Here is a 26,703-nt window from a genome sequence, read left to right as displayed (position 1 = left end):
CCGGCCCGCGCGGCGAAACCGCGAGCGTGGCCGGCTGTTGCACCTCGGGCAGCGGAACCCCTGCGGCCAGCGCGCCCGGTATAGCGCCCGGTAGCACCTCGCCTCCGTGCCGTAGCGCCGGATGAACTGCGCCATCGACAACCCCGACTGGAACTGCACTTGGTTCATGGCCATGCCGGTTCTCCGCCTCGTAACATGGCACTGAGCCTCCGCCGCGCACGTCTCACATCACGCGACAGTCGGCTGAGCGTCGTCGCTAATCAGGTTGCGCGAAGGCGGGAGATTGTCCGACTTACAATCAATGTGTGATCAGGCTTTCCGGGCGCCAGCTACAACACAAGTTCATATTGCGTGGTCTGAATTTCCGAGATGAAGCACGTCGGACGGGTGAGTATTTCGAAGATGAATCGGTGCGTGCCGAGCCGCGCAATCAGCTGACCACCGCGTCGGTCGACAAGGGCAAACGGTAGGTTGGCGTGTCTGCTGCGAGCGGCCCGCTTATGGCTTCTTATCAATAATACGACGCACTGGTTTGCCGTTTTTCTTCAAATACTTCTCAAACGAAGTGTTCTCTTCCTCTGTGATCTTCGACCCACTGATGAGGTAAACCAGATCACCTATTTCCAAGCCTCCAAACTGGTTCTGATCGAGCCTTTTAGCAAGATCTAAATTTTTCGTGTCGGGTTCTAGGCCGATCACTTCTGCCCACCAGTCAGCGATGACAAGGATTGCGGATAGATACTCACTGGCGAAGGAAAATTTGTAATTTTCTGCATCGATCGAACTGCCAAGGTTTTCAAGATAAAAATTTCCGCGATCAGGACCGCCTTTCGCGCGATCAAGGCTAAGCTGGACGAATTTTTTGGCTGTTCGGATGCTTTTGTGGCGATAGGTACTTTTGCCGGCACTCTTTAATAACCACTCCTTAATATTTTCCTTCAATAGGATCTTAAGGTCGTTATGAGCATAAGCAGCTTGAAACATCCAATAGATGCCGGGCATCCGCTCTCTGTGCGCGTAAGGATAAGGTGCTACCTCACGGCTCTCCTGAGCTTCCTTCTTCAGCGCCGCGATATCAGTGGAAGTAAAGTACAAATCACTTTCTCTGATCTCAAGTGAATCCTTACACTCTTCTAGCGCTTTCTGATCAGACACAGTCAATTCGGATGCAGACAACTCCCATCTTTTCTTGTCGATGAGGAAAGCGTGGTAAAACTCGACTTTCTCCAGAGTTGGGTCCGTGATGTTCTCGTACTTGCCTATATTTCGTCGCGCAGGAATCGTGTGCCCCGTGATGCGGTAAGGGCGTGGAATAGAAAAGCCGTCCCCCGAAAAGCTCGGCACGAAGGAAGACCGAGAAAGCGCAATCTCCGCCAGTGAAGAATTATCAAGGCGTAGGAAAACAAGTTCCTCATCGATTCCCATGAAGGGAAGAGACTTAATGCCGGAACCCGCATCGAGTTGAACGTGGTGATGGCGATATACAAGGTGCCTTTCTCTATTCACCTTGAAATACACAGGAACTTCCTTGCGCATGCAGAACACAAGATGGCTATCAGCCGAAGTTCCCACCTCGGCCCAATCTATATCTGACGCGCGCAACATCTTTTCAGGCATATCCATCTCCAGCGAAACTACGGTTTGCGCACGGGCAGCAGCTGATTGACTAGTTGCGCCATTCTCGACGATTTCACCATGCGGGATCAGCAGGTACATCCGCCTCGAACGTCCAGTCGAGGCACGATCGGAAGCACACTTTGCACCATCGTGCCGCCGCTTCTGCCTTGGCCCTTGCCTTCCTGGGGCGCACACCTACTTCTGCTTGGTTCTGTTATCACCATTCTGCGTGGAGCGAGCGAGTGCGATTCGACGTTTTTGCGGCCATCAAGATAGCCGCGCCGCCAAGAGAGTTTCGCATCGATAGGCAGGGGAGCGGCGGCTCCCCCGCTTATGCGCTCGATATGGCCTTCAAAGGTGATAGCTGCCCGCATCACATGGCAGCGATACGCGGCCCTACCGCCATTCGGTCTGCGCGCCCGTTCTTCGGCGGCTCGAAGCTCGGCGGGTACTTACTGCGGTCCCCGCCCAGAAGGCGCTTCACCAACGCCATGTCGTTGCCATTTTTGCGGGGTGCGCCGCGGTTGGCGTGCCCCTTCACCTTCCAGCCACGCCAGAAGTTCTTGACCTTGGAATCATCCACCATGAGCACGCAATCCTGCTTGCTCATGTACCACAGAGCGATGCGGATGCCGATGAGCTTCGCTGTATCGCTGACATGCACTAGGCCAAGTCCGTTGTACCGAAAGAGGTCTTTCCTGGCGTAGCAATTGAAAAAACTGCCCTTGTCGGTTCCCGCGCGCCTCACCCAGGCCTCGCCCATGCGCTGGGTCAGGTGATACGCATTGCGATGCAGATGTCCGTCGAGGAACACCATCAGGTGATAGTGCAGCCCACGGCTGATGCCGTTCTCCCGCTTGATGATAAAGCCGAGGTAGCCTGGCACGATGCGGCCCAGCCTTAGCGCACGTAGATAATTGATGACGGCCATGTCCGCTACCTTGCAGTAGGCCCAACCCTTCGCATCCGGCCTGAAATACAAGTCCACACGCAACACCAACAGACGCGCGTGCCGCTCGAACTGCTCGGTGATGTAGTCACGACCGCTTCGAAAGTTGTCCTTTGCCTTGCGCTCGTGATCGTGCAAGACGTTCTTGAATGCCTGCGTACGGCACACGCGGCGAACATAGTCGACAAGATACTGGAGTGCCTCGACGGACTTCATGTCTCCCGTGCAGTCGATCATGGCGTGGTCAGGGTTTGTCCATTCGCGAATCGCTGACCACCAGCGAGCCACTGCACGGAACATTACCGCAATGACTGGATGGAACTGGTGGTCAGCGTAGGCATGCTGCCAGTTCCTTCCTTCATCTTCCCGCTCACCAAAAAACAAGCACGCGGATAGAACTTGTCTGCCCAACGTGGTCAGCTTGAATCCGGGTCGTTGCGCCCAGCGAACGAATGTAGCCGCCACTGGTGGCGCGTCGCTGGCCATCAGTCTGGCATGCAGGCGTATCAGGCTCGGCATGAAGTCCAGCATGAGCTGGTCGTCAATGTCGTATCTAAACTCCGGACCATCAGGCGTCTGCAAGTATGGAATCTTGTCGGCAACCTGCTCGTGAGCTTGCTCGCGGCGAAGGATGTCCGCGATGGTCTGTCCCAGGTAAGTTCGGTCCTCTTCGCAATCAGAGTCTGGAACATTTATTGAGGATGTAAGCATGGGCCCTTTTCCTAGTGCTAAAGTTGCTTCCTCCTTAGTTATTTATCCTTGCGTATGAGATGGCTACGGGTAACCGCCTAGGTCGCTTATGAGCAACGCATTGAATTGCTAATTGCTAATAAAACTAAGGAACCGGAAATCGACACAGGTTACCTGCCCAACATTCCCGATGATCCGCATGCCTTATCCCCGTAAATGCTTGGTATCGGTGCAATTGTGTGCCGTGTCGAGATAGCGCTGCGACCGCGTATGTCAATTAGGCCGCCTCGCGTTCGGCCAGCCATTGAAAAACTGCCTTGGATGACCAGCCGACCGCGCGCGATCCCAAACGGAGTTGTTTCGGAAATTTTCCCTGTTTCATCCAGCTATAAATTGTCGATCGCCCGACTTTTACGATCGCGACGACTTCGTATATGCGGAAAATCTCATAGGGCGGCAAGGTTGGGGACATCTTGCTGGGTTGGAGGGCGTACATAAGGGGTTCTGCGCTGCGCCACAAATGCGTGGCAGTGGCGGCATTTCAGCAGATGTCGCTTGGTCCAGCATTCTTTCCCGGGAAAGTTCCTACTTTCCGGCTCTGGCTTTCAGATAGCTCGCGCCCTTTTCGCAACGATCATGGGGCATGAGACGCGAAGACTGCTGCCTGGCTGTGGGAGATCCTTGCTTTCTTTTTTTTGGTGTAAAAAGCCCCTACGGGGTAACTCGACATAGTCCAATACCGTCTGCGCGATCGAAATTTCTCTACAAAGATGTGGCAGCACACAGATCTTTCGAATCTGGAAAATTCCGAACTTTCCCCGGGATGTTGGCATGGCTTCGCGTTCGAGCTTTATATAGCTGGCTCCTCAGACGCTGGAGCCTTCGACATGGACTACCAACAACGCCCGCACTGCCCGATCGAAAATCTTCCCACCCCGTTCGCGGAGGCAGTCGTGCACATCTGCCGACGCACCGGCGCACCGCCGGAGGTAGTGGCGTCGGACGCATTTGCCTTTACGTCCACGGTCACGCAACGCGGCTTCAAGGTCATGGGCCTCAACAACAGCCCCATGCCGACCACGGTGAACACGCTTTCGCTCGCTCCGACAGCTGTCGGCAAGGGCGAGTCGTACCGAATGTTTTCCCAGGCATCTGGTGATTTGGAGACAACGGAACAGATTCAGCCTTCTAGTGTAATAACCATTGATGATCTGCTGCTTCAGGACATTACGCCCAGTGCCTTGATGTCCTGCCTCGCTGGCCACGGGAAAAGTGCGTCAATTCAACTGGAAGATGGTTATTCGTTTTTGGATGGTCCGTTGATGAAACGCGGCTTCATCAGCAAACTTCCGCAAGCGTGGAGCGGCCCAGCAAGTTTGAAGTTCAGTCGGCATCACGGCAATAAGGACGCCTTTGAGCCCTGTGTGGAAATTGGTCTTCGCATCCAGCCCGAGCTTTTTTACGGGTTCCTTGGGCGCAACAAGTCTGAGAGCCGCCACTTGGGTCTCTGGCCGCGGTTCCTAACCTTCTGTTACGACCCTGCGCGATTCCCCGTGACGCCGTGGTACGCGGCAAGCTCGGTATCCATGCCGAGCCATCTGCCGTTAATGGAGCGCCTGCAGGCGCTGCTTCCCTCTGGGGAGGTTCAGCCCAATTCCTGCCAGCCTGCACGAAAGGTGCTGGTGATGGATACCTACGCCAATGCTCACTTGCGTGAGATTGCTTACTGGCTCAGAGGGCATATGAACGACGAATTTCACGACATCCAAGACGCCGCTGGTCGCGCCGCTGAAAACACCCTACGTCTGGCGAGCAACTTCCACCTGGTGTGCCAAGGCGAGGGCCCGATCTCTCGCGAGATGATCGAGCGCGCCTGGACGTTCGTGGAGTGGTCGCTTGTGCAGTTTCGCAACGTGTTCGTCTACGCGTTGCAACCACCGCCCAAGCCCTTGAAGCCAAAGCCGATGCGACAGCCGAAATTGCCACGTCTCCAGCAAAGGGTGAACGCGGATATGCAATTCATGCTCGATAGCATCGCTGTGCGCAGAGCTCATTTGCGCAATGACTGGGTGCCGCTGGACGAAGTTGCATTGCTGACGGGCTTCGCCAAAAACCGCTTCCAGAGGACGTTGGGTTGGTTGGTCATGGGTGACCTGGTTGAAATCGATGGTGAGAGAGATAGCCTGACGGTCCGCGCTGTTTTGTTTCAACGGCTTAATGGGTCTTATCGGTACTGGCCCTCGGCCTTGACTAATTGACCCAGCGGAGGCGGTAGGGGCAGGTGTACACGTCTCCGTTAGGTCGGCTGTTTCATTACTTCGTCTTATGCCAAAAAAAACGCTGGCACCAATGCACGGAGAGGGAGCGAAAGCTCCCCCTCCGTGCATTTAGCTTCCCCATTAGGCATCGTGCCGTGTGCTTGTCTCCTGCAAGTATCTCGCGAGCCCAAACAAGGCAAAGCCGTACACCACCACACCACCAACGATCCTGAGCATCGCCATCGCCTCCTTCTTGGATCAGCCAACACCTGACGCCGCCACTCGCGCTTCAAGCCTGTCTTTCAGGTCTGACCGTGCAGTTTCGCCGACGTCTACGCTCTGCCCGTTGCTATTCGCGGGGTAAAACTCTTCAACCACGGCATGGACGTCTTCTGCCAAGTCCTCGAACGCCCCATTGGCAAACCCCAGGCGGGCCGCCTCGTCCAGCGCCTCCTGATCATAGCCGCCATCCCGCCGCTGTTGATCCAGCTGGCGCGCATCGACGATTGCCTGCTCCAACGTCAGCCCGGTGCGAATCACCAGATCGACGTAAAAGATCGCCGTGCGATGGCTCATGGCCGTGGACTTGCCGCGCAGCTTCAGTTCCAACGGCAGACACCCCAGTCGTCCACCTGATACGGCGTGGAAGTACTGGAGTCGCGCCGCCAGTGTGCGGATCGTGTTGAAGGACGTGGTGCGCAGGACGAATGAGCCGAGTGCATCGGCCTCACCATCGCCCACCAACACGTTCAGGCGCGCATACGCCTTGCACTCACCTTTGGCAAAGCCACACGTGTCTGGCCCCACGCACGGAAGGGCATCGACGCGGTCCTTACTCGTGCGACGGCAGGTCTCGCCATTGCCCACACACACCGGCCGGCCCGTGGTGCGATCGAACAGCGAGTAGTCGGCCCGCAGGTTGAGCGCCGGGTCGTTGAACAGCATGCGTACCGGGATGGAACGCAACTTGCCGCCCGCTTCCTTGCGCAAGGCTTCGTCCAGCGGATGCAAGATCCAACCATCGCGGTTCTGCACCTGGGTGGTCAGGGTGAACTGATCATCTTTCTCCGGTAGCCGCTTGCCGTTGCGCTCGACCACGTGCCCGATCGAAATCCGCCCGACCACGGGTGGGGTGATAGCCAGACCTTTCAACATGGGGAGACTCCTTCATTGGCATCGGGTGAGAGAGACAGCACGAACCGCCGTGAGCCGGCGCGGGGTACGGTGTACTGCGCAGCCAGCGCGGGGTGATCGGTTGCCAGGCGCTTGGTGTCGATGGTGGTGCCATCCCTGGATCGCTTGTAGGTCACCTCGCCGGCATGGAAGATCGCCAGCGAGGCATCGCCCATCGCCTGCTGGATGGCTTGCTTGAGTTGTTCTGCCATGCGTTCCTTTTCGTCCAGCTGGGTTTTCAGCGCCGACAGCGACGTGAAGGTCTTGCACAGGGCATCGTCGCCCGTGAAATCGAGCGACGTATCGTTACCGGGGTAGAGCTGGCGCAGGGTCCGCGCGGATGACTCGCTACCATCGGCAGGTGGCTCGATGTCGTGTTGCACGCACTCCCAGAACTTCGTCTCCAGCACGATCAACCTGGCGATGACCTCATCGTCCCGCTCGATGCGATAGATCTCCAACCGCTGCCCGCACAGCAACACGGCCACGTCTGCCGCCTGCTGGCCTGTCACGGCGAGCTGGTGCTGCACCTGAAGCTGGACGTACTCCGGCACGCCGTCCTTCCACAGCCGCGCGCCGAACTCGCCGGCGGTCTTGCACTCCAGGATCTGCACGTCCGGGCAGCCCACGATCTCCCGGTCGATGTTGGCCAGCATGAAGTTGAAGGTGGGATGTTGGAGCACGGCGTTGACCCGCCTGACCTTGCGGCCGGTCTTCTCTTGGTAGGCGGTAGCCACGAAAGGTTCGAGCAGCGTGCCCCAGTAGCGCGGATCCTCCATGCCTGGACTTTCCGCGTGCGCGACGACACGCCCGGTTTTCTCCGCCCACAGCTCCAGCGGGCTCTTGTAAGGGTTGAGGCCGACTGCGGTGGCGGCATCGGAGCTGCCGATGCCGCCCTGGCGCACTTCCAGCCATTGGCCCCGGTCCAGCGTGCGTGTATCGACCAACCGCAAGGCAGATCGCTTTTTCATGGTGGTTCTCCTAAAAGAAACGCCCGGCCAAAGGGCCGGGCGTTATGTCGTTTGCATCAAAGATGAACCCTCTGCGTGGCCGATCTCACCAACTGGCGCGGTAATAGATGTCCCAGCCTTGCTCCTGCAATCGCGTGGCGTGGCGAAGGACTTTCAGCGTGTAGTCGACATCACTTTCCTCCAGCGTCTCATCCTCATCGGCGGTGAAATACTCGTTGGCACTCGCCGGGTCATCGCCGACCTGTTCGAGCTGTTCCTCCAGCTTCATCAAAGCGTCTACCGAAACGAAGGCGGCGCGGTCGTCGTCGTGTCCTCCCTGGACGTTACCGACGAACCATTGATGCAAGGCCACGAACTTGCACCAGTAGCCGACGCGCACCGTGACGCTACAGACCTCCAGCAAAGAGGCGTCGTTTCCCGGTTTGTCCTTCGGTGGCACATAGCCGATGGCCGCGCCAATGGCACGACGCATCGGTTCTGTCTGCGAGTCGCAGGGCGCCACGTGCCGCTTGGCTTCCAGGTACATGTCGAGTCCCATGACATGACTTCTTCAGGCGACCAGCTTCATCGCTTCGTCCCAGGCACGCTGCTTGATCTGCGCCCCTTGGCCGAACCAGGCCGCGTCGCGGCGGTGATCGCCGCTGCGCGCCCGGCGGTGGTGATCGACGAACTCCGTCACGCTGTTGAGCAGGCCCCATGCCGTACCCCGACTGGATGCCATCAGTGCGCCGCGGCCACCGCCCTCGTAAAGCGAGCGCACCGTGGCCAAGGCCTGTTCGTTGACCACCGGTGACTTGCCGTCCGGTGCTGCGTAGGTCAACACCCGGCGCAGCAAGCCTTCGATTGAGTCGGGATCGACCGGGCGATCGACCAACGCCTTCATGCGGACGACGAAGCCATCCCAGGACGACACGGTGATTCCCAACTGGCGCTTGACCGTGTCTGCATCGAACTGGCTGCGGTGCGGCACCTTGATGGCGCTGCTGGCGTTCCCCAGAGCGATTTGCAGGGTGTTGTTGCAAACTACCCTCACGGAGGTGAACTGTGCCGTGGTGGCCAGCGTGCCGTCGCAGGCGGTGGCCAGCAACAGGTAACCATCCACCCGATCGCGGCCTTTGAGCGTCGTGCTCTGGCCCGTCTTCGCCAGCGCCCAGAACTTGCGGCCCTCGCGCAGCACGCCGGCCGTTTCCAGTTCGAACCCGTTGCAGGCGGTCAGGTCACGATAGAACTCCAGGATCTCGCCCGGCTGCACCACGTGAAAGCGTTTGGATACCACCGCCAACGGAGCCTTGGTATCGGAGCGGTAGAGCACCTTCTGTTCCGGAAAGGCGTTGATGACGCCGACGTTGTTGCTGCCGGAGATGTAACGGACTTCGGACTGCTCGATCTGCCAGTCCATGCCCGCGTTCTTCTTCCAGACCTCGATGGGTTGCTGCGGGGCAAGCTTATTGCCCAAGCCGTGCCAGGGCTTTTCACCGGCGTAGGCCATGGTTTCAACCAGGTGCATTGTCGTTTCCTCGTAAGTGGGTGGCATAAAAACGCGCAAGGCCCGGACATGTCCGGGCCTTGCGCGTAGTGCTTGTGACGGGTTGGGTCAGGGGGCTTTGAAGTCGCTACAACGAGTGCATCGGGCGATGCCCACCAGAACCGCAGTAGCGACTACCAGGACGCAGTAGATCGTGCCGAGCTTGCCTGTCATGAGTCAGGTATTCCTTGCGAACGCTGTGACGCGGAGCGTCCAAACGCGAAGCCGATGACCACCGACTTCACAGGTGTAATGTGGATCTGAGATTTCTTTGATGGATGCCCTTGAATCGTTGCGGATCTTTACAGAAGGCCGCGCTCCGCCATGCTGACGCACTCGCTGCCCACCACGATGTGATCCAGAATACGAACGCTAATGAGCCTCAGTGCATCACCAAGCTCATTGGTGAGCGCTCGATCAGCGGCACTGGGTTCCGCCAACCCACTCGGATGGTTGTGCGCAAGGATCGCCGCACTTGCGTTGATGGCCAGCGCCGCTCGCACCACTTCCCTGGGGTGGACGCTAGCCCCATCGACGGTGCCGGTGAAAAGTTTCTGGCAATCGAGGATCCGGTGACGGTTGTCCAGCCACAGGACGTGAAACTCTTCGTGCAGAAGCGCGCCCAAGCGCATGCGCAGAAATTCGCTGGCGTCCATCGGCGTGCCAATGCTGCCTTGGCGTTCCAGCCGGCTCTTCAGGATAGCTTCGGCTGCAGCAAGTACGTCCTGCTCGGTCGTCTCGCCCGTGAGCTTGTAGCGGGTGTGAGTCAAAGATTGCGCGAGTTGCATGACGAACTCCTTGATGACGGCATAAACGCATAGAGCCCGACCGTGAGGCCGGGCTCTATGCGTCGCGAGGACGTGGAAGGGGATGGAACGAACAGATCAGTGGGGCCGCTCGATGCAGCCGGTCGTGGCGTCAGGTCAGGGCGGGATCATCCGCACGGCGGACGTCAAAGACGAGGCCCCAAGTATGGCATCGAAACTTGGCGGGCAGCACCTGGTCGATCGTTAACGCCGATCGCCGGCCTGCTACGCTCCATGAGGTGTTATAGGTCTAAAATAATTTTCAATCAGCGGCGCTCTGGCCATCGCAGGGCCAAGACGCGCAAATCATCGTAAAAAAGGCTCGGGTAGAACGAAAAATCAATGGAATTGACCGACTACCAGGCCAAATATTTCGCGCACGAGCTCACGCGCCGCTTTCCACCCGGCAGCGCAGAGAAGTTGGCCGGTGCGGTTGCCAGCGCGCAGGTCGATCTGAATCCGCACCAAGTCGATGCGGCGTTGTTCGCGTTCAATTCGCCGTTGTCGAAGGGTGCCCTGCTGGCCGACGAGGTCGGCCTGGGCAAGACGATCGAAGCGGGACTGGTGCTTTCGCAAAAGTGGGCGGAAAAAAAGCGCCGCATCCTGATCATCACACCGGCCAACCTGCGCAAGCAGTGGTTTCAGGAGATGGCCGAGAAATTTTTCCTGCCGTGCCGCATTCTTGAAGCAAAGTCGTACAACGCGGCCATCAAGCAGGGAAATCTTCGCCCGTTCGAGGGGCCGGAGATTGTCCTGTGCTCCTACCAGTTCGCCCGCAGCAAGGCCTCCGATGTTCAGGCCGTGCCATGGGACCTGGTCGTTATCGACGAAGCGCACCGCCTGCGCAATGTCTACAAGCCGACCAATGTCATAGCGAACACGCTCAAGCTGGCGCTGGCCAATCGCGACAAACTACTGTTGACGGCGACGCCCTTGCAGAACTCCTTGCTGGAGCTCTACGGGCTGGTCAGCTTCATCGACGAGCACACCTTCGGTGACGTCAAGAGCTTTCGCGAGCAGTTTGCCAATGTCAGTCAAGGGCAAGCTTTCGACGTGCTGAAAGCGCGCCTCAAGCCGATCTGCCATCGCACGTTACGTCGCCAGGTCGTCGCTTACATACCGTACACACGACGTCTACCGCTGGTTGAGGAGTTCACGCCGGAAGAGAGCGAGGATCGTCTCTACACGCTGGTCTCGGAATACCTCCAGCGCGACAACCTCATCGCGCTCCCGGCAAGCCAGCGCTCGCTGATGACGTTGGTGCTGCGCAAGCTGCTGGCATCGTCCACCTTCGCCATCGCCGGCGCGCTGCAATCGATCTCCAACCGCCTCAAGGCAGAGCTCGCTGCGCAATCGCCAAAGGAGTCGCTGGCGGAAGACCTCGACAAGGACTACGAAGCGCTTAACGAGACGGCCGAGGAGTGGCCCGACGACACGGCCGGCGAGCCACTGAGCGAACATGACCGCAAGGCCATGGCCGACGAAATCGTCGAATTGGAAGCCTTCGCCAAACTCGCCACGTCGATTCATTCCAACGCCAAGGGAACCGCGCTGCTAAAGGCGCTTACCGTGGCCTTCGCGAAGGCGCACGAACTGGGCGCGGACGAGAAGGCGATCATCTTTACCGAATCGCGCCGCACGCAGGACTACCTGTTGCGCGTGCTCGCCGACAGTCCGTTCAGTGACGGCATCGTACTGTTCAACGGTACCAACACCGACGAGCGTTCCAAGGGGATCTACGCGGAATGGTTGCAGCGCCATCAGGGTAGCGATCGCGTCACCGGTTCGCGGACCGCCGATATGCGCTCGGCCTTGGTCGACTACTTTCGCGACGAAGGCCGCATCATGATCGCCACTGAGGCGGGTGCCGAAGGCATCAACCTGCAGTTCTGTGCTCTGGTGGTGAACTACGACCTCCCCTGGAATCCGCAACGCATCGAGCAGCGTATCGGTCGCTGTCATCGTTACGGACAGAAGCACGACGTGGTCGTGGTGAACTTTCTCAACCGCAAGAACGCTGCCGACCAGCGCGTGTTCGAACTGCTGTCCGAAAAATTCCACCTTTTCGAAGGCGTCTTTGGAGCCAGCGACGAGGTGTTGGGTACCATCGAGTCGGGAGTCGACTTCGAGAAACGCATCGCCGCGATCTACCAAGGTTGCCGCAAGCAGGAGGAAATCAAGTCGGCCTTCGACCAACTCCAGCTCGAACTGAGTCTGGAGATCGATGAATCCATGACTCGTACCCGACAAAAGCTGCTCGAACACTTCGATGACGAAGTGCGCGAAAAACTGAAGGTACGGAAACAGGACTCCGAGGAGCAACTAGGTCGCTACGAGCGTCTGCTGATGCAGCTGACGCGCCATGAACTTGCGGGGCATGCCGAGTTCCTGGGTGACGGTGCCTTTCGCCTCACCAGCTTGCCATTCGCGGAAAAGATGGCAGACATTCCCAGTGGCCTGTACGAGCTGCCGCGTCGTAACGGCGAAGCCCACCTGTATCGGCTGAACCATCCGCTTGCCGAGGCGCTCGTGGCACAGGCGAAGGCGCGTGAGCTTCCGACGGCGGAAATCCATTTCGATTACAGCCAACACGCCGGCAAGATCAGTGCGCTGCAGCCGCTCATCGGCAAGTCCGGCCAGCTTGCGGTGTGGTTGTTCAGTGTCGAGTCCCTGGATCAGGGCGAAGACCACCTGATCGTCGCGGCAGCCACCGATGATGGCCAGATCCTGGATGAAGATGCGGCTCGGCGATTGTTGACCTTGCCTGGGTCGGTTATGCCTCAAGGCGTATCGGTGGATGAATCGCTCCTGGTGGACGTTGCAACGAAACAGCAAACGCTGATCCAGCGGGCGGTTTCTGATCGGAACGCTCAATTCTTCGAAGCCGAGGTCAACAAGCTGGATGGCTGGGCCGACGATCTGAAGCTAGGGCTGGAGCGTGAGATCAAGGAGTTGGATCGGCAGGTCAAGGATGCGCGCCGCGCAGCAACGATGGCGCTGACCTTGGATGAGAAGCTTGCTGGCCTGAAGCAGATCAAGTCGCTGGAGATGCTACGCAATCATAAGCGACGCGCGCTGTTCGATGGGCAAGATCAGGTCGATGCACGACGACAAGATCTGATTTCCGCGATTGAGGGAAAATTGCAACAGACCAAATCCCTCGAATCTGTCTTTGTGCTTCGCTGGACGCTGAGCTAACGCATGCCAACTCGCCCGGAAATGCTTGTACAACTTGAGGCCGGCCTTCGGTCGCGATTCTTCGCTTCTGTCCCGAAAATAACAAAGGCAAACCGTCAAGGCTGGACGGAGGATCAACATGACCTGGATCGTCTTTCGCGCGCGTTGGCGGCTTACACGATCGTTGGGTGTTGCCGGGTAGATGATGCGGTCGCCGTGGGAGCCATAACGGATGGTTCCGATGACCATGGGTTGGACGCACTGTTTTTCGACCGCGCTCGCAGTCGCCTGGTTTGCGTTCAATCGAAGTTCAAACGAACCGGGGCTGCGCCTTCACAAGAGGAGGTGCAGAAAACCATCAACGGGCTGCGGGCACTACGTGCACGACGATTCAACGAATTCAATGAGGCTGTACGTAATCGCCTTGACGAGATCGAAGAGGCGCTAGAAACACCGGGGATCCGCATCGAGCTTCACATGAGCTTCCTTGGGGACGCCATGGGCCCGCATGCAGCGGATGACCTCAACGGCTACGCCGCGGAACTCAATCTGCTTTCCTTGCTGTTCGAATGGCATACGTCCGGGCTCGGGGTTGTGTACAACTGGCTGGCCCTTGAGCAAGCCCCCGCGTCGGTTGACGATCAAGTTGTTCTGGAGAACTGGGCAGGTGTAAACGCACCGCGAAAAGCCGTCTACGGTCAGATCCGCGCCGCGGCGTTGGCGGGCCTAGTGGAGAATCACGGCCAAGCCCTTTTTGAGAGGAACATCCGACTGTATCTGGGAACCGTTGGGGTCAATGCGGCGATAACGAGGACGGTCAGGGAGGCACCCAACGACTTCTTCTACCTGAACAACGGAATCACCATCGTCGCTGAGTCCATTGCGCAAGCACAGGGCGATCAACGTCAGTGCACTTTCGCCCTGACCAATTGCTCAATCGTCAATGGTGCGCAGACTGCCGGGGCAATCGCCACGGCAACGCTCGGTGGCCATCTTTCTCAAGAAGCCAAACTCATGGTGACGATCATCGAGATTGGTGGCGTTGCCGGCGACCTGGGGCAACGGATCACCAAAGCCCGCAATCACCAGAACGTCGTGCGTGGCGTGGATTTTGCGGCACTCGATCCCAATCAAGAGCGCCTCCGTCAGGAGCTGGCTGCTGCGGGAGCCATATATTTTTACCGACCATCCGCAGAGGCCTTCGCACGGCGGGATGGCGCGTTCTCGTTGGAGGACGCGGCCGTTGCCCTTGCTTGCCTGAGATTCAAAGCGCGCTCAGCAGCGGAACTCTTGGCGGCGGAGGTCGCACGGCGGCCGCGCCCGAGCAATGCGATTGATTTCGTCACCACTGCCAAGAAGGAGATCGGCCGATTGTGGGATCAGGGCGGAGCGCTGTACGGCCAACTGTTCTCTGCAGATCTCTCCGGGGTGCGCATGTATCGCCTGGTGAAGATCTACCGCTTCATCGACCAGATTCTTGCCGGTTCGGAGGGAGCAGAATCGTCCTACCAACGGCGGATGTTCTTCCGACACGGCCGCTACTTCATCATGGCGTTCGTGGCGCATCGTTCGTTGGATGTCATTGAGAAGCCGCAACTCGAGTTGTCGGTCGAGGAGCAGGCACTGCTGTCGCAGCGTACAAATCAGCTATCCGAGCTGATCTATTCGACGTCGGAGCCGCTTCAAGGATACAAGGGATACTTGGGGATCTTTCGCAATCTGACCGATGCGCAGCCGCTTGCAGATACAGTACTGCAACGACTTGCTGCAGAAGATGTGCAACCAGTGGCCCGGCCAGCGTTGCCACCTGTGTAAAGGCATGGTGTCAACCTAAACACGCAAGAGAGAGAACATTTGTGACCAGGAAGCAAAAACTGGAACTCACCTGGATCGGAAAGGAAACGCGGCCGAAGCTGGAGCCGCGCATCCTGCTTGAGGACAAGACGAAGAGCTACCACGCAGGCCATCGGTTTGGCGAGAACGATCAGTTCGACAATCGGTTGATCTTCGGGGACAACCTGCTGGCGTTGAAGGCGCTGGAGCAGGAGTTTGCGGGCAAGGTGAAGTGCGTGTTCATCGACCCGCCGTACAACACGGGCAGTGCGTTTGAGCACTACGACGATGGGGTTGAGCATTCGATCTGGCTGTCGTTGATGCGTGATCGGCTGGAGATCATTCGTCGATTGTTGTCAGACGATGGTTCATTGTGGATCACGATAGACGACAACGAGGCGCACTACCTCAAAGTGCTGTGTGATGAGATTTTTGGGCGAGCGAATTTTGTCTCTAACGTGGTTTGGCAGAAAACGCTTACTCGTAGGAACGACGCTCGGGCGCTCTCGACTGCACATGATCATGTCCTTGTGTACGCCAAGTCGTTCGAGAAATTTTCTGTCAATAAACTGGATTCGAGTGATAAGCAAAGAGCGACTTACCAGAACCGTGACCGTGATCCACGAGGCGATTGGTTACCGATACCTTTTCATGCGCCAAACATACGTCCCAACCTAACGTATGAAATCGTTACGCCCGGCGGTAGGTCGTTATGGCCACCGAAGGGAAGGCACTGGAGCACAACGAAAGAGAAGTTCGAGGAACTCGTGGCGGATAACAGAATCTACTTCGGGCTCGATGGCAAAGGAATGGCCCAAAGGAAGAAATTTTGGAATGAATCGGAAAACAAAATGGTCCCATGGACTTGGTGGGGCTATGAAGAGGCTGGAGATAATCGGGAAGCAAATCGCGAAGCTAAGGCACTCGCAGAACTTGCTGGTATTGAACTGAAGTTCGACACTCCAAAGCCTGAGAAGCTTCTAAAATTGGTCCTTGATATCGCTACTAATCCTGGCGACCTCATTCTTGACTCCTTTGCTGGTTCTGGCACTACCGGCGCTGTCGCCCAGAAGATGGGCCGGCGCTGGATCATGGTTGAGCTTGGCGAGCACATCCATACGCACGTCGTTCCGCGTTTGCAAAAAATCATTGACGGCGAAGACAAAGGCGGCATCACCGAAGCCGTCGGTTGGAAAGGCGGCGGCGGCTTCCGCTACTACCATCTCGCGCCATCCCTGCTGGAGAAAGACAAGTGGGGCAATTGGGTCATCCACCGTGACTACAACGCGGCTATGCTGGCCGAGGCGCTGTGCAAGCTGGAGGGCTTCACCTATGCGCCAAGTGACACGGTGTATTGGCAACAGGGCTATTCCACCGAGCGCGACTTCATCTACGTCACCACCGCGACGCTAAGCCAAGAGCAGTTGCAGCAACTGGCCGACGAAGTCGGGCCGGAGCGATCACTGCTGGTGCTCTGTCCGGCGTTTCGTGGCAAAGGTGACTTCCCCAATCTGACCGTCCGCAAGATCCCAAAGCAGGTGCTATCGCGCTGCGAGTGGGGCCACGACGATTATTCGCTGCAGATTGAGAACCTGCCGAAAGCGCCCGAGTCGGATGCTCCACTGCCTGCGCAAGCCGGACTGTTCACCGAGGACGAGGCATGAGCACGGACGCCGATGATGAGGGCAAGCCCGTTTCCGAGCTGATCCTGTATCGCACGGCGGACGCGCGTACGCGGATCGAGGTGCGGCTGGAGGACGGCTCGGTCTGGCTGACCCAGCGTCAGATGGCGGAGCTTTATCAGGTCAGCAACAAGACCGTCAGCGAGCACCTGCAGAACATCTACGAAGAGGGTGAATGCGACCCTGAACGAACTGTCCGGAGTTTCCGGACGGTTCGGCAGGAGGCGCATCGGGTAGTGCGCCGCGACCTGGATCATTACAGCCTGGAGGCCATTCTGGCCGTTGGCTACCGGGTGCGGTCGCCGCTGGGTACGCAATTTCGCCAGTGGGCCACCGAACGGCTGAAGGAGTTCCTGGTCAAGGGCTTTGCGCTGGACGACGAGCGCCTGAAGCGCGGGCCGGACGATGGCTACTTCGAAGAGCTTTTGTCCCGCATCCGCGATATCCGCTCTTCGGAACGGATGTTCTGGCGCAAGGTGCTGGACATCTACGCCACCAGCGTCGATTACGACGGAAGCGCAGAGGCCAGCCAGCGTTTCTTCAAGACGATCCAGAACAAGATGCACTGGGCGGCGCATGGCCACACGGCAGCGGAAGTCGTCAGGGCGCGCGCTGACGCACGGAAGCCAAACATGGGCATGACGAGCTGGAGCGCGGCTCGGCCGCGCAAGGCGGATGCCGCGGTGGCGAAAAATTATCTGGAGGTCGAAGAGCTGGAGGCGCTGAACCGCATCGTCAATGCTTACCTGGAGTTCGCCGAGCTGCAGGCACTGAATCGGCGTCCCATGACCATGCAAGCCTGGATCGGGAAACTCGACGATTTCCTGCGACTGAGCGAGCGCGACATCCTCACCCACGCCGGTCGGATCAGCCACGAATCGGCGGTGGAGCATGCCGGCGCGCAGTTCGATCTGTATCGCCAACAGCAGGCGAACAAGCTCACAGCGGTGGAGCGAGATTTCGACGCAGCAACCACCAAGCTCAAACAGATCGAAGCCGGCAAGCGGAGCCCCGCGCGGAAGAAGCCGGGCTCGAAAACGGGAGACAAGGAATGAACCGGCACGTCAATGCCATTGCTGGCCGTCTGAGCTTGCGTCCACCGCAGCGGCGCTCGCTGGAATTACTGGATCGCATCACCGAGGTCGTGCCGCCAAGAAAGGCCGCGGATGTTGCCGCAGCATTGGAGATCATTCGCAGCGAATTTCCGTCCGTCACGGACTTCGAGCGAGAATTTCCGTCGCTGTGTTTCGCCCTGGCCACCGGTGTAGGCAAGACGCGTTTGATGGGGGCGTTCATCGCCTACCTGCACCTGGCGCATGGCATCAACAACTTCTTCGTGCTTGCGCCCAACCTGACCATCTACAACAAGCTGATCGCGGACTTCACGCCGAACACGCCGAAGTACGTGTTCAAGGGCATTTCCGAGTTTGCAACGGACGCGCCTGCGATCATTACCGGCGACAACTACGAGTCAATGGCGGGTTCGTTGTTCGACGTGCTGCTGCGATGCAAGATCAATATCTTCAATATCTCGAAGATCAATTCCGAAGTGCGTGGCGGTCGCAGCCCGCGCATCAAGCGCCTGTCCGAATACATCGGCGAAAGCTATTTCGCCTATCTGGCAGGCCTGCCAGATCTGGTACTGCTGATGGACGAGTCGCATCGTTACCGCGCCAGTTCGGGACTGCGCGCGATCAACGAGCTCAAGCCCGTGCTTGGCTTGGAGCTGACCGCCACGCCGCTCGTGGAAACTAGCAAGGGCGCGATCCCTTTCCGCAATGTCATCTATGACTACCCGCTGGGTATGGCGATGGCCGACGGATTCGTCAAAGAGCCGGCGGTCGTCACCCGCAAGGACTTCAATCCGGCGGGCATGTCGGTCGAAGCGCTGGAGCGCCTGAAATTGGAAGATGGCGTTCGCCTGCACGAGAGCGTGAAGGTCGACCTGGAGACCTATGCGCGTGAGACCGACAACGCGATCGTTAAACCCTTCGTGCTGGTCATTGCGCGCGATACGACGCATGCCGGTCAGCTGCTGAAACTGATCCAGTCCGACAAGTTTTTCGAGGGCCGCTATCGCGACAAGGTAATCCAAGTTGACTCCAGCAAGAGCGGCGCAGAAGAGGAGGAGATGATCGAGCGCCTGCTCAAGGTGGAACACACCGATGAGCCGACCGAGATCGTTATCCACGTCAACATGCTCAAGGAGGGTTGGGACGTCACCAATCTGTACACGATAGTGCCGCTGCGTGCGGCCAACGCGCGAATCCTGATCGAGCAATCGATCGGGCGCGGGCTGCGCCTGCCCTATGGCAAACGAACCGGTATCGCCGCAGTGGATCGCCTCAACATTGTCGCGCACGACAAATTCGACGAGATCATTCAAGAGGCCAGGAAGCCGGGCAACCCGATCCGTATGGCGTCGATCGTGCTGGACGGCACCGAGTTGGAGTCAAAAAAGGAAACCGTCGTCTCACAATCGCAACTGGCGGGGCAGCTCGGTTTGTCGCCTGCGCAGCAGACTGATAACACCGTTTCTAGCATGGGCGTGCAACCGCCACCAGCATTCCGGAAGCCGGAAGAGCAGCAGATCGCGCAGATTGCATGGGACGTGATTCGCTCTTTCGAAAATCGTCCCGCGGATGTGCCTACGCTGGAGCACCTGAAGCGACCGGAAGTGCAGGCGGCCATTGTGAAGGCAGTGCAGGAACAGCAGCCGCCCGGTCAGATGGCACTAGAAGGACTGGCGAAGAAGCCTGATGTTGCGGCCATCGTGGCGAAGACGGTCGAGTTGGTGACGCAACAGACGATCGACATTCCACGCATCCTGGTGGTGCCGAAGGGCGAGGTGCTTTCCGGGTTCAAACCCTTCACCTTGCAGCTGGAAGGAATGCGCTTCCAGGCGCTCTCGGACGAGCTGTGGATGCAATACCTGCGCACGGGAGGGGTCGAGGCGCTGGTGCTCGGAAGTGGCGGTGTCGATGAAGTGCGCCTTGAGGATTACGTGGTTTCGGGCCTGGTCGACTTTGATGACGTGTCCTACGAAGGACATGCCGACCTCCTCTATGAGCTTGCGGGCCAGGTGGTATTGCACTTGCGCAGCTATCTGACCGAGGAGCAGGCCCGGCGTGTGCTGCGGACTCATCAAAAGCAAATCGCCCAGTTTGTTCATGCGCAGATGCAGAAGCACTACTGGGAGGACGATGGCGGTGGCTATGACGTGCAGATCAGCAAGGGGTACACCGAGCTGAAGCAGAGCGCCTATTCGCATGCCGTCAAGGAAGCGCCTGCTGACTATCGCGACTCGCCTGCTGACAAGAGCAACATGGCGAAGTACCTGTTTACAGGTTTCGAGCGGTGCCTGTATTCGGTGCAGAAATTCGACTCAGAAGCGGAGCGCAAGCTGGCTGTCATCCTCGATCGCGACGCCTTGAAGTGGTTCAAGCCCGCCAAAGGCCAGTTCCAGATCTTCTATCGCCAGGGTGCGGATCATCTCGAATACCAGCCGGACTTCGTCGCCGAGACGAAGGATGCCATCTACATGCTGGAGCCGAAAAAGAACAAGGAGATGGAAGACGCGATTGTTCTGGCCAAAAAGGAGTCTGCGATGGAGTGGTGCGCGAACGCATCGACGTATGCCTTGGCGAATGGCGGCAAGCCATGGAGCTACGTGCTGATCCCACACGACGAGATAGCGGGTAACAACACGTTGTCTGGCCTGGTCGCCCGGTTTCGCGGGTAAATTAGGAGAAATTCCTCGCGTCTCCATCGTTGCCGATCATCTTTTCGTGCTTCGATAGTTTTTCGACGCCGAGAATCTTCGATCCACCGATCGGCACTAACTATCGGCCTAGCCGAAATCTGCATCAGATCCGCGAATGGAGCTTACAAATGGCGCATCACTCCGACCCCGACAGCATCGAGTCACAGCTTCAGACCGTCCAAATGCGACTCAGCGAAGCTCTCCAGTCAGCCGTTATTAGCCGACTGATCAATGAGCGCGGCGATGCGGAGGTGGATGGAACACTAAACGCTGCGATCCAGGCGCGAGGTGGATTTTGGTACGCGACGCTTGTGGCACATCAGACGACGTTGTTTATCAGCATAAGTGCGCTACTAGACAAGGGTAGAGATGTCGCATCACTCTATTCAATTCTTGCAGCGATCGAGACTGAGATCCCTGACCGGATCTCCGAAGAGTTTCGGGGCACTCTTAGGCCTCTTAGGCAGGAGCTCGACGCAATCGGCAACAAATACAACAAGTTACGACACAAACTCTTCGGTCACACCGATTTGGAGCGTGGGAAATTCATGGCACAGTTCGACGCCGCCGGATTCACGCATTTGTCGATCGCGAAGGATTTAGAACAGCTCGAATATGTGTTCAAGGTGCTTTTCGCGGTCGGCTCCGGCCATGAGCATGTGCCCCAGAGAGGGGAAATCCTTCACTATCCCTACTCAATGCATGTGGCCGCTGTCCAACGAGATACGGATGCACTGTTGAACGATTTGGTTTCAGCTTCCGTGAATCCTTGAACGCTACTCCGGCAAGTTTTGGCATAGTGCTGACAAGTCGGGGTGTGTGCACGAGCTTGCACGATTTACATATCTGGAAGGGGACACACGGATGAAAGTTGTGCGCCTAAAGATTACGAATTTTCGGAGCATCAAAAGCGCAGAACTGTACTTCGATGGGCATTGTCTCATCGTCGGACCGAACAATGTTGGCAAGAGCACGATCTGCGAAGCATTGGACCTGGTTCTTGGGCCAGACCGGATATCAAGGTTTCCGCCGGTTGAGGAGTTCGATTTTCATAACGCCCGGTACCTTCTGCCAGGCGCGGTTGAAGGCGAAGAACCAACGGCCATCCCGATCCAGATCGAGGTAGTACTGACAGACATCAATGCGGAGATTGAGAATCGTTGTGGTCAGCATCTGGAGTTCTGGCATACGGCAGAGAGGCGGCTTCTTGATGAAGGCGAGGCGGATGCTGCGAATCCTCCCTTGGTTGTGAGCTGCCTTCGTTTGGAGACACTGGCCGCTTACAACCCAGAAGAAGATGAGTTTGAGGCAAAGACTTGCTACTCGCGCAGTCCAAATGCAGAGCCTGGCGAACTGGACAAGGTCAGCAAGGAGATCAAGCGATTGTTTGGATTCCTATACCTGCGAGCTGTCCGCACAGGTTCTCGAGCTTTGAGTCTGGAGCGAGGTTCTCTCTTAGACGTCATCCTTCGTCTCAGGGGCTCACGCGCTGGCTTGTGGGAAAAGGCTATCGAGCGTTTACGAGATCTGGATATTGAGAAGGACGCAACGCACCTACAGCCTGTGTTGGAGTCGATTGAGGCACGACTCGGGCGCTACATTGCATCCGACGTGGAAGGCAGGACGACAAAATTGCATGTTTCACAGCTGACACGTGAGCACCTGCGGAAGACCATGGCTTTCTTCCTTGCAATGTCCAAGGATCAGACACCAGTACCATTCCAGCAGGTCGGGACAGGAACATTGAACGTATTGGTCCTTGCTCTCTTGTCGTTTATTGCCGAGCTAAAACCAACGTCGGTGATCTTCGCGATGGAAGAGCCCGAGATCGCGGTGCCGCCTCACACGCAGCGACGGATCGCGGACTACCTGCTGCACAACACGACACAAGCGTTCGCGACCTCGCATTCCCCGTATGTCATCGAGCGCTTTGAGCCAGAGCAAACCCTGCTCCTGTCGCGAGGGCCGGATTCCAGCGTTAATGCCAGGAGGGTGTCGGATGCCGGCAGCCTCAAGGGCAACGACTTCAAACGCTATGCCAGGCGCGGACTGACGGAATGCATGCTTGGTAAGGGAGCCATCGTCGTGGAGGGGTTGACCGAGTTTCACGCGCTGCCGGTTGCCGCGCGAATGTTGGAAGAGAGCGACGACTCGCTTCAGCCCCTCGACATCGCGGGCGCGGCATTCTTCGACGCGGAGAGTGAGGGTGCGATGCCTAAGTTCGGCACCTTCTTTAAGGCCCTCGGCCTCAAGACGTTTTCATTCTACGATTTCATCGCGCGTACACCAGAGAAAAAGAAACAGTTTTCTGATGCGTTCGACGTGGACTGCGAGCACGTCCACGCGGGTTTCGAGGCGTTGATAGTGAACGAGATGTCGCTCGACCGCCTGTGGGCATTCCTGGACGACTTGCGAGTATCCGGTGACAACGGCAACTTCGCAATTCCCACTGCGCGTCCCGGTGATGCAGACCTAAGGAAGCTCGCGAGGTCAGCGCTGGAAGGAAGCAAGGGCGCAGGTTGGGCGGCACGGCTATTTGAAGGCAGTACGGTTGCCGAACTGCCAGTGACCGTGACGGGCTTTCTGAAGCAGGTCTATGCCATGTTCCCAAAGCCGGCCGACATCCCCGTGGAAGTTGCCATTGCGGTGCCTGCGAAGCCTGCAGTGGCCGCAGGTTGACTGCAGAGGGGCTGATGGAGACCTGCGACCTCCGCAAGCAGCTCATTGATTGCAAGGGGCACGCTCTAGTCATCGGAGGCCCTGGCAGCGGTAAGACGACGATCGCCCTGAAGAAGGCGATCGCCTTCTTCAGGGATGGAATGGCACCCGGCCAATCGGTCTTGTTCTTGAGCTTCTCCCGGGCTGCCGTAGCTAGGGTCGTTGAAGCCACGCGATTGGAGGTCCCGAAGGCACAGCGGGGGATGCTGAGTATGCAGACCTTCCACTCCTTCTTCTGGACAGTGCTGTCGGCACACGCTTACTTGCTCGGTGCGCCCAAGTCACTGCGCATTTTGTTACCGCAAGACGAACAAGCCATCTATGGGACGATCAAGTCAAAGGATCGGAAGGAAGAGAACCCCGTATGGCAGGCATGGTTGGCGGAACGAGAGCGACTTTTTCGCGAGGATGGGCGAATCGCATTCGATCTATTTCCCGCCAACGCCGCGCAGCTGCTGGCGCGAAGCGAGCACGTGCGTAGGCTCATCACACAGCGCTATCCGCTAATCATCGTGGACGAGGCCCAAGATACCAACGAACACGCCTGGCATTGCATCGAATTGCTGGCGCCGACGGCCCAAGTGATCTGCTTGGCAGACCTGGAGCAGCAGATATTTGACTACTTGCCTGGTATAGGTCCTGAGCGGATTGCGGCGATCAAGAAATCGCTGAATCCCTTGGAGATTGATCTCGGTGCCCAGAACCACCGGAGCGGCGGCACCGAGATCGCCACGTTTGGGCAGGACATATTGTTGGGAAAGGTTCGCGGCTCGCCTTACGCTGGCGTATCGAGCTTTCAATACAACCCGAAGCAGCGTACCCAAAGTGTGGTCTTGCGCATGTCGATAGGCATGCTGCAGAGGGCAATCAGGAAGGCGACAGGGAAGTACGGCAAGAACATTGCGATCTTGGTCCATTCCGGAGCGGCGGCCGCCAAAATTTCGGCCGCGCTGAACGCGGAACCTAAGCCAGTTCGCCACAAGTTGTTGTTTGATGAAGCGGAGGCGCTTCTGACGGCTCGGTTCGCTGCGTTCCTCCTTGAACCGAAGCATGCCGTTGACCGAATACGAGATCTGACGACGGCACTTGAGTTGCTCGCTACGGCGAAGCAAGCCAGCGGGCTGGCAATTGCGAAACAGTGGCAAGCTTGGGCGCTGGCATTTCGGGCTGGCAAAGTGCCAAGGGCAATGTTTGTTCAGTCTCTGCTCGCCGTAATGGATGACTTACGCGCTGAAGGATTTTCCGGCGACCCTGGGAAGGATTGGATCACTATCAAACGTGCACTCCGGCAGGCTGGGGACACGAGCCTGACGGACGTAGCAAAAAATCTGGACTACTTGGTGGCGTTCAATCGCGGGAAGCGCATCAGTAGTGGGCTCGGTGCGGTGTGGGTGCGCGATGGGCAGTACACCGGCGCGCGTGGAATTCTCGAGCTCGCTCTGGCGCAGGATCAGATTCTTGGGGGCGTCGACGATCCCCCGGGTGTCCAAGTGATGAATGTGCACAAGGCAAAAGGAAAGCAGTTCGATGGCGTCATCGTGGTCCGCGAAGCAAGGCACGATGGACAACAACTGGTCTCCTCATTCGTGTGGTGGGGCGACCAGCCTCCTTACCATCGCAGTCGCAAGATTCTCAGGGTCGCTATCACGAGAGCAAAAACCCACACGTTGATGCTTGGGCCCATCTATCCTGCCTGCCCTATCGTTGGTCAACACAAGCTCTAACGCTCAGTTCGTTGCGATGATTGGTTACTAACTAGCCAGGCTTAGGGCCACAGGCTGTGTGGACCGCAAATGACTTCATTGCATGCTGATGCGAGCGACAACCGTTAGAATGGTCAGGAGCCTGAAGTGGAAGTACGAAGCGTCTGACGGTAACTTTGACGGTAGGTGCTGCTGATATACTTCAGAGAATCGCATAAGACAAGGGCTTGTAGGTCATTGTTCGAGTGCACCCATACCACCATTCGTATTTTGCAGAGAAGCCGATGAATTTCATGGGCTTTTTTGTTTTCGCCTTGCCTTCCCCGATGGCATCCTGCCACTCCATGAAGCTCAAAACAGGCCATGTGACAGTTTATGTGACACTTTCAGGTGTCACAGCCTGGGCACCGTGATGCATTACGACCGCAGCTTGGTCCGGCGACCAAGCGCGCACCGGAAGCCGCCCGTGAAGAACACTACCGCGTGGGAGAGCCTACCTTCGCGGTGCTGCACGGCGTCGACCCAGTAATGCAGCTGGGGCATTACATGCCCAACCTCCAATCCAGCCCTTCTGGCTACTCGCCGAGCAAGAGGGCTCAACGCACCCACGCATAGAGGATCGCTCCGAAGAGCGCCCCGACCGGCAAGGTGACCACCCACGACAGTGCAATGTCAGTGATCACTCTGCGATTCACCCCGCTCCGTCCGCTGGCACCGGCGCCTGCCAGCGCCCCCACAGCGACATGAGTTGTCGATACTGGAAGGCCGTTGAAACTCGCTGTACTGACCAACAGGCTGGTGGTCAGGCTGGCTGCAAGCGAGGCACCAAGATCCAGATCCGTAATTTTTTCGCTCATGGTACGGGCGACCCTGCGTGCGCCAAGCAACCCACCAAGCAACATCGCAATCGCCACGGCGAGCACGGCTGCGTGGCTATCGAGCATCGCGATGGGCAATAACAAGGCAGCAATCTTCGGTGTGTCATTGAGTCCGCGCGCAAACCCTACTGCCCCCGCGAGCAGGAAATGCAGCGTATCGATTTGGCGGGTAGCATCGAAACGCATGAGCGTGCGTGTATCGCTGCCGCCGCATTCGGTCGTACTGCCGGTGCGCAGCACGGCTGTCTCGCGCATCATCAGGCCATCGGGCGTGGTGATCGTGCCTTGAGCAATGCACAAACAGTCGATGCGTTTCCGTTCTGCGCGCACCACCAGCCGGCGCAGCAGCGGGGCACTGAGGAATGCAGGGATGACGGCAATCAGCGGACTGGCCAGCAGCGGTAGTAGGAAGCTCCTGCCCAGTGACCCGAAATGCGCGTCCATGCCGGCGGCGACCAGCCCGGCGCCGCTCATCGCACCAACCAGCGCATGCGTAGTCGAGATCGGCATCCCGCGCCATGATGCCAAGGCGACCGTGATGGCAGCCCCGCCCGCCACGGCCAGTGCGAAGCTGGTCTGCGCTGCGATGTCGGCAGGTACCAGTCCTGCGCCGGTGAAGGCCTTGAGCAACCCCTGTGCGAGATAGACCGAACCCAACGAACCGGCCAGCGTGGTGATGCTGGCCCAACCAAGGCTAGTCCAGTAGCCCACGGTTCGGCTGCCGTAAAGCGTGGCCACTCCCTTGAAGTTGTCGTTGGCACCATTGGTCGCTGCCAGCAGCAATACGGAGACCTGATTAGCGACGACGCTCAGCCGACTGTCGCGTGATGTGAGACGTGCGCGGCGGAGGCTCAGTGCCATGTTACGAGGCGGAGAACCGGCATGGCCATGAACCAAGTGCAGTTCCAGTCGGGGTTGTCGATGGCGCAGTTCATCCGGCGCTACGGCACGGAGGCGAGG

General features: G+C 58.0%; 19 protein-coding genes. 9 read left to right on the top strand and 10 right to left on the bottom strand.

The genetic code is table 11. The annotated features are described in order from the left end of the window. From RHOOR87_RS20075 to RHOOR87_RS20070, 4 genes are all read right to left on the bottom strand, one after another. A partial coding sequence (locus tag RHOOR87_RS20075) for a transposase (RefSeq protein ID WP_027485803.1) occupies positions 1-174 on the bottom strand: 174 nt, incomplete at its 3' end. Positions 175-498: 324 nt separating this feature from the next. After that, a complete protein-coding gene (locus RHOOR87_RS0117800) occupies positions 499-1,716 on the bottom strand; it encodes a hypothetical protein (protein WP_027485802.1) in 1,218 nt (405 codons plus the stop codon). A 274-nt stretch (positions 1,717-1,990) separates the two neighbouring features. Beyond that, positions 1,991-3,277, bottom strand: a complete 1,287-nt coding sequence (locus RHOOR87_RS0117795) for an inovirus-type Gp2 protein (protein ID WP_027485801.1) — start codon at positions 3,275-3,277, stop codon at positions 1,991-1,993. Positions 3,278-3,533: 256 nt separating this feature from the next. After that, complete coding sequence (locus tag RHOOR87_RS20070; protein WP_081700030.1) at positions 3,534-3,728, bottom strand: AlpA family phage regulatory protein; 195 nt, start codon at positions 3,726-3,728, stop codon at positions 3,534-3,536. 415 nt (positions 3,729-4,143) lie between these two features. On the opposite strand from RHOOR87_RS20070, the gene RHOOR87_RS0117790 reads away from it, so the two are divergent. After that, positions 4,144-5,514, top strand: coding sequence for a DUF3987 domain-containing protein (locus RHOOR87_RS0117790; protein ID WP_027485800.1), 1,371 nt, complete (start codon positions 4,144-4,146; stop codon positions 5,512-5,514). A gap of 258 nt (positions 5,515-5,772) precedes the next feature. On the opposite strand, the gene RHOOR87_RS0117780 is transcribed toward RHOOR87_RS0117790, so the two are convergent. The 5 genes from RHOOR87_RS0117780 to RHOOR87_RS0117760 form a co-directional block, all read right to left on the bottom strand. Beyond that, on the bottom strand, positions 5,773-6,669 hold the full coding sequence (locus RHOOR87_RS0117780; RefSeq protein WP_027485799.1) for a hypothetical protein: 897 nt from the start codon (positions 6,667-6,669) through the stop codon (positions 5,773-5,775). Further along, positions 6,663-7,658, bottom strand: a complete 996-nt coding sequence (locus RHOOR87_RS19435; RefSeq protein WP_081700028.1) for a lambda-exonuclease family protein — start codon at positions 7,656-7,658, stop codon at positions 6,663-6,665. Before RHOOR87_RS19435 ends, RHOOR87_RS0117780 begins: the two co-directional genes overlap by 7 nt. 85 nt (positions 7,659-7,743) lie before the next feature. Then, positions 7,744-8,196 (bottom strand): hypothetical protein, encoded by a 453-nt coding sequence (locus RHOOR87_RS0117770; RefSeq protein ID WP_231381831.1) that lies wholly within the window; start codon positions 8,194-8,196, stop codon positions 7,744-7,746. A 12-nt stretch (positions 8,197-8,208) separates the two neighbouring features. Continuing rightward, on the bottom strand, positions 8,209-9,165 hold the full coding sequence (locus RHOOR87_RS0117765; protein WP_027485797.1) for a DUF932 domain-containing protein: 957 nt from the start codon (positions 9,163-9,165) through the stop codon (positions 8,209-8,211). Between the two features lie 320 nt (positions 9,166-9,485). Next, positions 9,486-9,971 (bottom strand): JAB domain-containing protein, encoded by a 486-nt coding sequence (locus RHOOR87_RS0117760; RefSeq protein ID WP_027485796.1) that lies wholly within the window; start codon positions 9,969-9,971, stop codon positions 9,486-9,488. A gap of 360 nt (positions 9,972-10,331) precedes the next feature. Here RHOOR87_RS0117760 and RHOOR87_RS0117750 point away from each other — a divergent pair, with 360 nt between their 5' ends. The 8 genes from RHOOR87_RS0117750 to RHOOR87_RS0117715 all read left to right on the top strand — a co-directional run bounded on the left by RHOOR87_RS0117750 (position 10,332) and on the right by RHOOR87_RS0117715 (position 24,886). Next, positions 10,332-13,187 carry an SNF2-related protein gene (locus tag RHOOR87_RS0117750; protein ID WP_043795948.1) on the top strand — a complete coding sequence of 952 codons (2,856 nt, stop codon included), beginning with the start codon at positions 10,332-10,334 and terminating at the stop codon, positions 13,185-13,187. A gap of 3 nt (positions 13,188-13,190) precedes the next feature. After that, positions 13,191-14,981 (top strand): AIPR family protein, encoded by a 1,791-nt coding sequence (locus RHOOR87_RS0117745; protein ID WP_081700027.1) that lies wholly within the window; start codon positions 13,191-13,193, stop codon positions 14,979-14,981. Between the two features lie 41 nt (positions 14,982-15,022). Next, positions 15,023-16,663 (top strand): site-specific DNA-methyltransferase, encoded by a 1,641-nt coding sequence (locus RHOOR87_RS19430; RefSeq protein ID WP_043795943.1) that lies wholly within the window; start codon positions 15,023-15,025, stop codon positions 16,661-16,663. Next, positions 16,660-17,736 (top strand): virulence RhuM family protein, encoded by a 1,077-nt coding sequence (locus RHOOR87_RS19425; protein WP_027485793.1) that lies wholly within the window; start codon positions 16,660-16,662, stop codon positions 17,734-17,736. Before RHOOR87_RS19430 ends, RHOOR87_RS19425 begins: the two co-directional genes overlap by 4 nt. Beyond that, a complete protein-coding gene (locus RHOOR87_RS0117730; RefSeq protein WP_027485792.1) occupies positions 17,733-20,423 on the top strand; it encodes a DEAD/DEAH box helicase family protein in 2,691 nt (896 codons plus the stop codon). Before RHOOR87_RS19425 ends, RHOOR87_RS0117730 begins: the two co-directional genes overlap by 4 nt. Positions 20,424-20,572: 149 nt before the next feature. After that, the gene (locus RHOOR87_RS0117725) at positions 20,573-21,217 is read left to right on the top strand and encodes a hypothetical protein (protein ID WP_027485791.1); all 645 of its coding nucleotides are present in this window, start codon (positions 20,573-20,575) and stop codon (positions 21,215-21,217) included. A gap of 91 nt (positions 21,218-21,308) precedes the next feature. Beyond that, the gene (locus RHOOR87_RS0117720; RefSeq protein ID WP_027485790.1) at positions 21,309-23,123 is read left to right on the top strand and encodes an AAA family ATPase; all 1,815 of its coding nucleotides are present in this window, start codon (positions 21,309-21,311) and stop codon (positions 23,121-23,123) included. A gap of 14 nt (positions 23,124-23,137) precedes the next feature. Next, the gene (locus tag RHOOR87_RS0117715; RefSeq protein ID WP_196806996.1) at positions 23,138-24,886 is read left to right on the top strand and encodes a UvrD-helicase domain-containing protein; all 1,749 of its coding nucleotides are present in this window, start codon (positions 23,138-23,140) and stop codon (positions 24,884-24,886) included. Between the two features lie 575 nt (positions 24,887-25,461). Here the strand turns inward: RHOOR87_RS0117715 and RHOOR87_RS0117705 are convergent. Then, positions 25,462-26,604 carry an inorganic phosphate transporter gene (locus RHOOR87_RS0117705; protein WP_231381832.1) on the bottom strand — a complete coding sequence of 381 codons (1,143 nt, stop codon included), beginning with the start codon at positions 26,602-26,604 and terminating at the stop codon, positions 25,462-25,464. Positions 26,605-26,703: the final 99 nt, after the last annotated feature.

The organism is Rhodanobacter sp. OR87 (genome assembly GCF_000473345.1).
GTDB classification, from domain to species: Bacteria; Pseudomonadota; Gammaproteobacteria; order Xanthomonadales; family Rhodanobacteraceae; genus Rhodanobacter; species Rhodanobacter denitrificans.
This window is presented reverse-complemented; position numbering and strand designations above follow the sequence as displayed.

Excerpts from the sequence above, each read along its gene's own strand:
- RHOOR87_RS0117800 (WP_027485802.1), bottom strand. The coding sequence starts at position 1,716 with ATGTACCTGCTGATCCCGCATGGTGAAATCGTCGAGAATGGCGCAACT.
- RHOOR87_RS0117795 (WP_027485801.1), bottom strand. The coding sequence starts at position 3,277 with ATGCTTACATCCTCAATAAATGTTCCAGACTCTGATTGCGAAGAGGAC.
- RHOOR87_RS20070 (WP_081700030.1), bottom strand. The coding sequence starts at position 3,728 with ATGTCCCCAACCTTGCCGCCCTATGAGATTTTCCGCATATACGAAGTC.
- RHOOR87_RS0117790 (WP_027485800.1), top strand. The coding sequence starts at position 4,144 with ATGGACTACCAACAACGCCCGCACTGCCCGATCGAAAATCTTCCCACC.
- RHOOR87_RS0117780 (WP_027485799.1), bottom strand. The coding sequence starts at position 6,669 with ATGTTGAAAGGTCTGGCTATCACCCCACCCGTGGTCGGGCGGATTTCG.
- RHOOR87_RS19435 (WP_081700028.1), bottom strand. The coding sequence starts at position 7,658 with ATGAAAAAGCGATCTGCCTTGCGGTTGGTCGATACACGCACGCTGGAC.
- RHOOR87_RS0117770 (WP_231381831.1), bottom strand. The coding sequence starts at position 8,196 with ATGGGACTCGACATGTACCTGGAAGCCAAGCGGCACGTGGCGCCCTGC.
- RHOOR87_RS0117765 (WP_027485797.1), bottom strand. The coding sequence starts at position 9,165 with ATGCACCTGGTTGAAACCATGGCCTACGCCGGTGAAAAGCCCTGGCAC.
- RHOOR87_RS0117760 (WP_027485796.1), bottom strand. The coding sequence starts at position 9,971 with ATGCAACTCGCGCAATCTTTGACTCACACCCGCTACAAGCTCACGGGC.
- RHOOR87_RS0117750 (WP_043795948.1), top strand. The coding sequence starts at position 10,332 with ATGGAATTGACCGACTACCAGGCCAAATATTTCGCGCACGAGCTCACG.
- RHOOR87_RS0117745 (WP_081700027.1), top strand. The coding sequence starts at position 13,191 with ATGCCAACTCGCCCGGAAATGCTTGTACAACTTGAGGCCGGCCTTCGG.
- RHOOR87_RS19425 (WP_027485793.1), top strand. The coding sequence starts at position 16,660 with ATGAGCACGGACGCCGATGATGAGGGCAAGCCCGTTTCCGAGCTGATC.
- RHOOR87_RS0117730 (WP_027485792.1), top strand. The coding sequence starts at position 17,733 with ATGAACCGGCACGTCAATGCCATTGCTGGCCGTCTGAGCTTGCGTCCA.
- RHOOR87_RS0117725 (WP_027485791.1), top strand. The coding sequence starts at position 20,573 with ATGGCGCATCACTCCGACCCCGACAGCATCGAGTCACAGCTTCAGACC.
- RHOOR87_RS0117720 (WP_027485790.1), top strand. The coding sequence starts at position 21,309 with ATGAAAGTTGTGCGCCTAAAGATTACGAATTTTCGGAGCATCAAAAGC.
- RHOOR87_RS0117715 (WP_196806996.1), top strand. The coding sequence starts at position 23,138 with ATGGAGACCTGCGACCTCCGCAAGCAGCTCATTGATTGCAAGGGGCAC.
- RHOOR87_RS0117705 (WP_231381832.1), bottom strand. The coding sequence starts at position 26,604 with ATGGCACTGAGCCTCCGCCGCGCACGTCTCACATCACGCGACAGTCGG.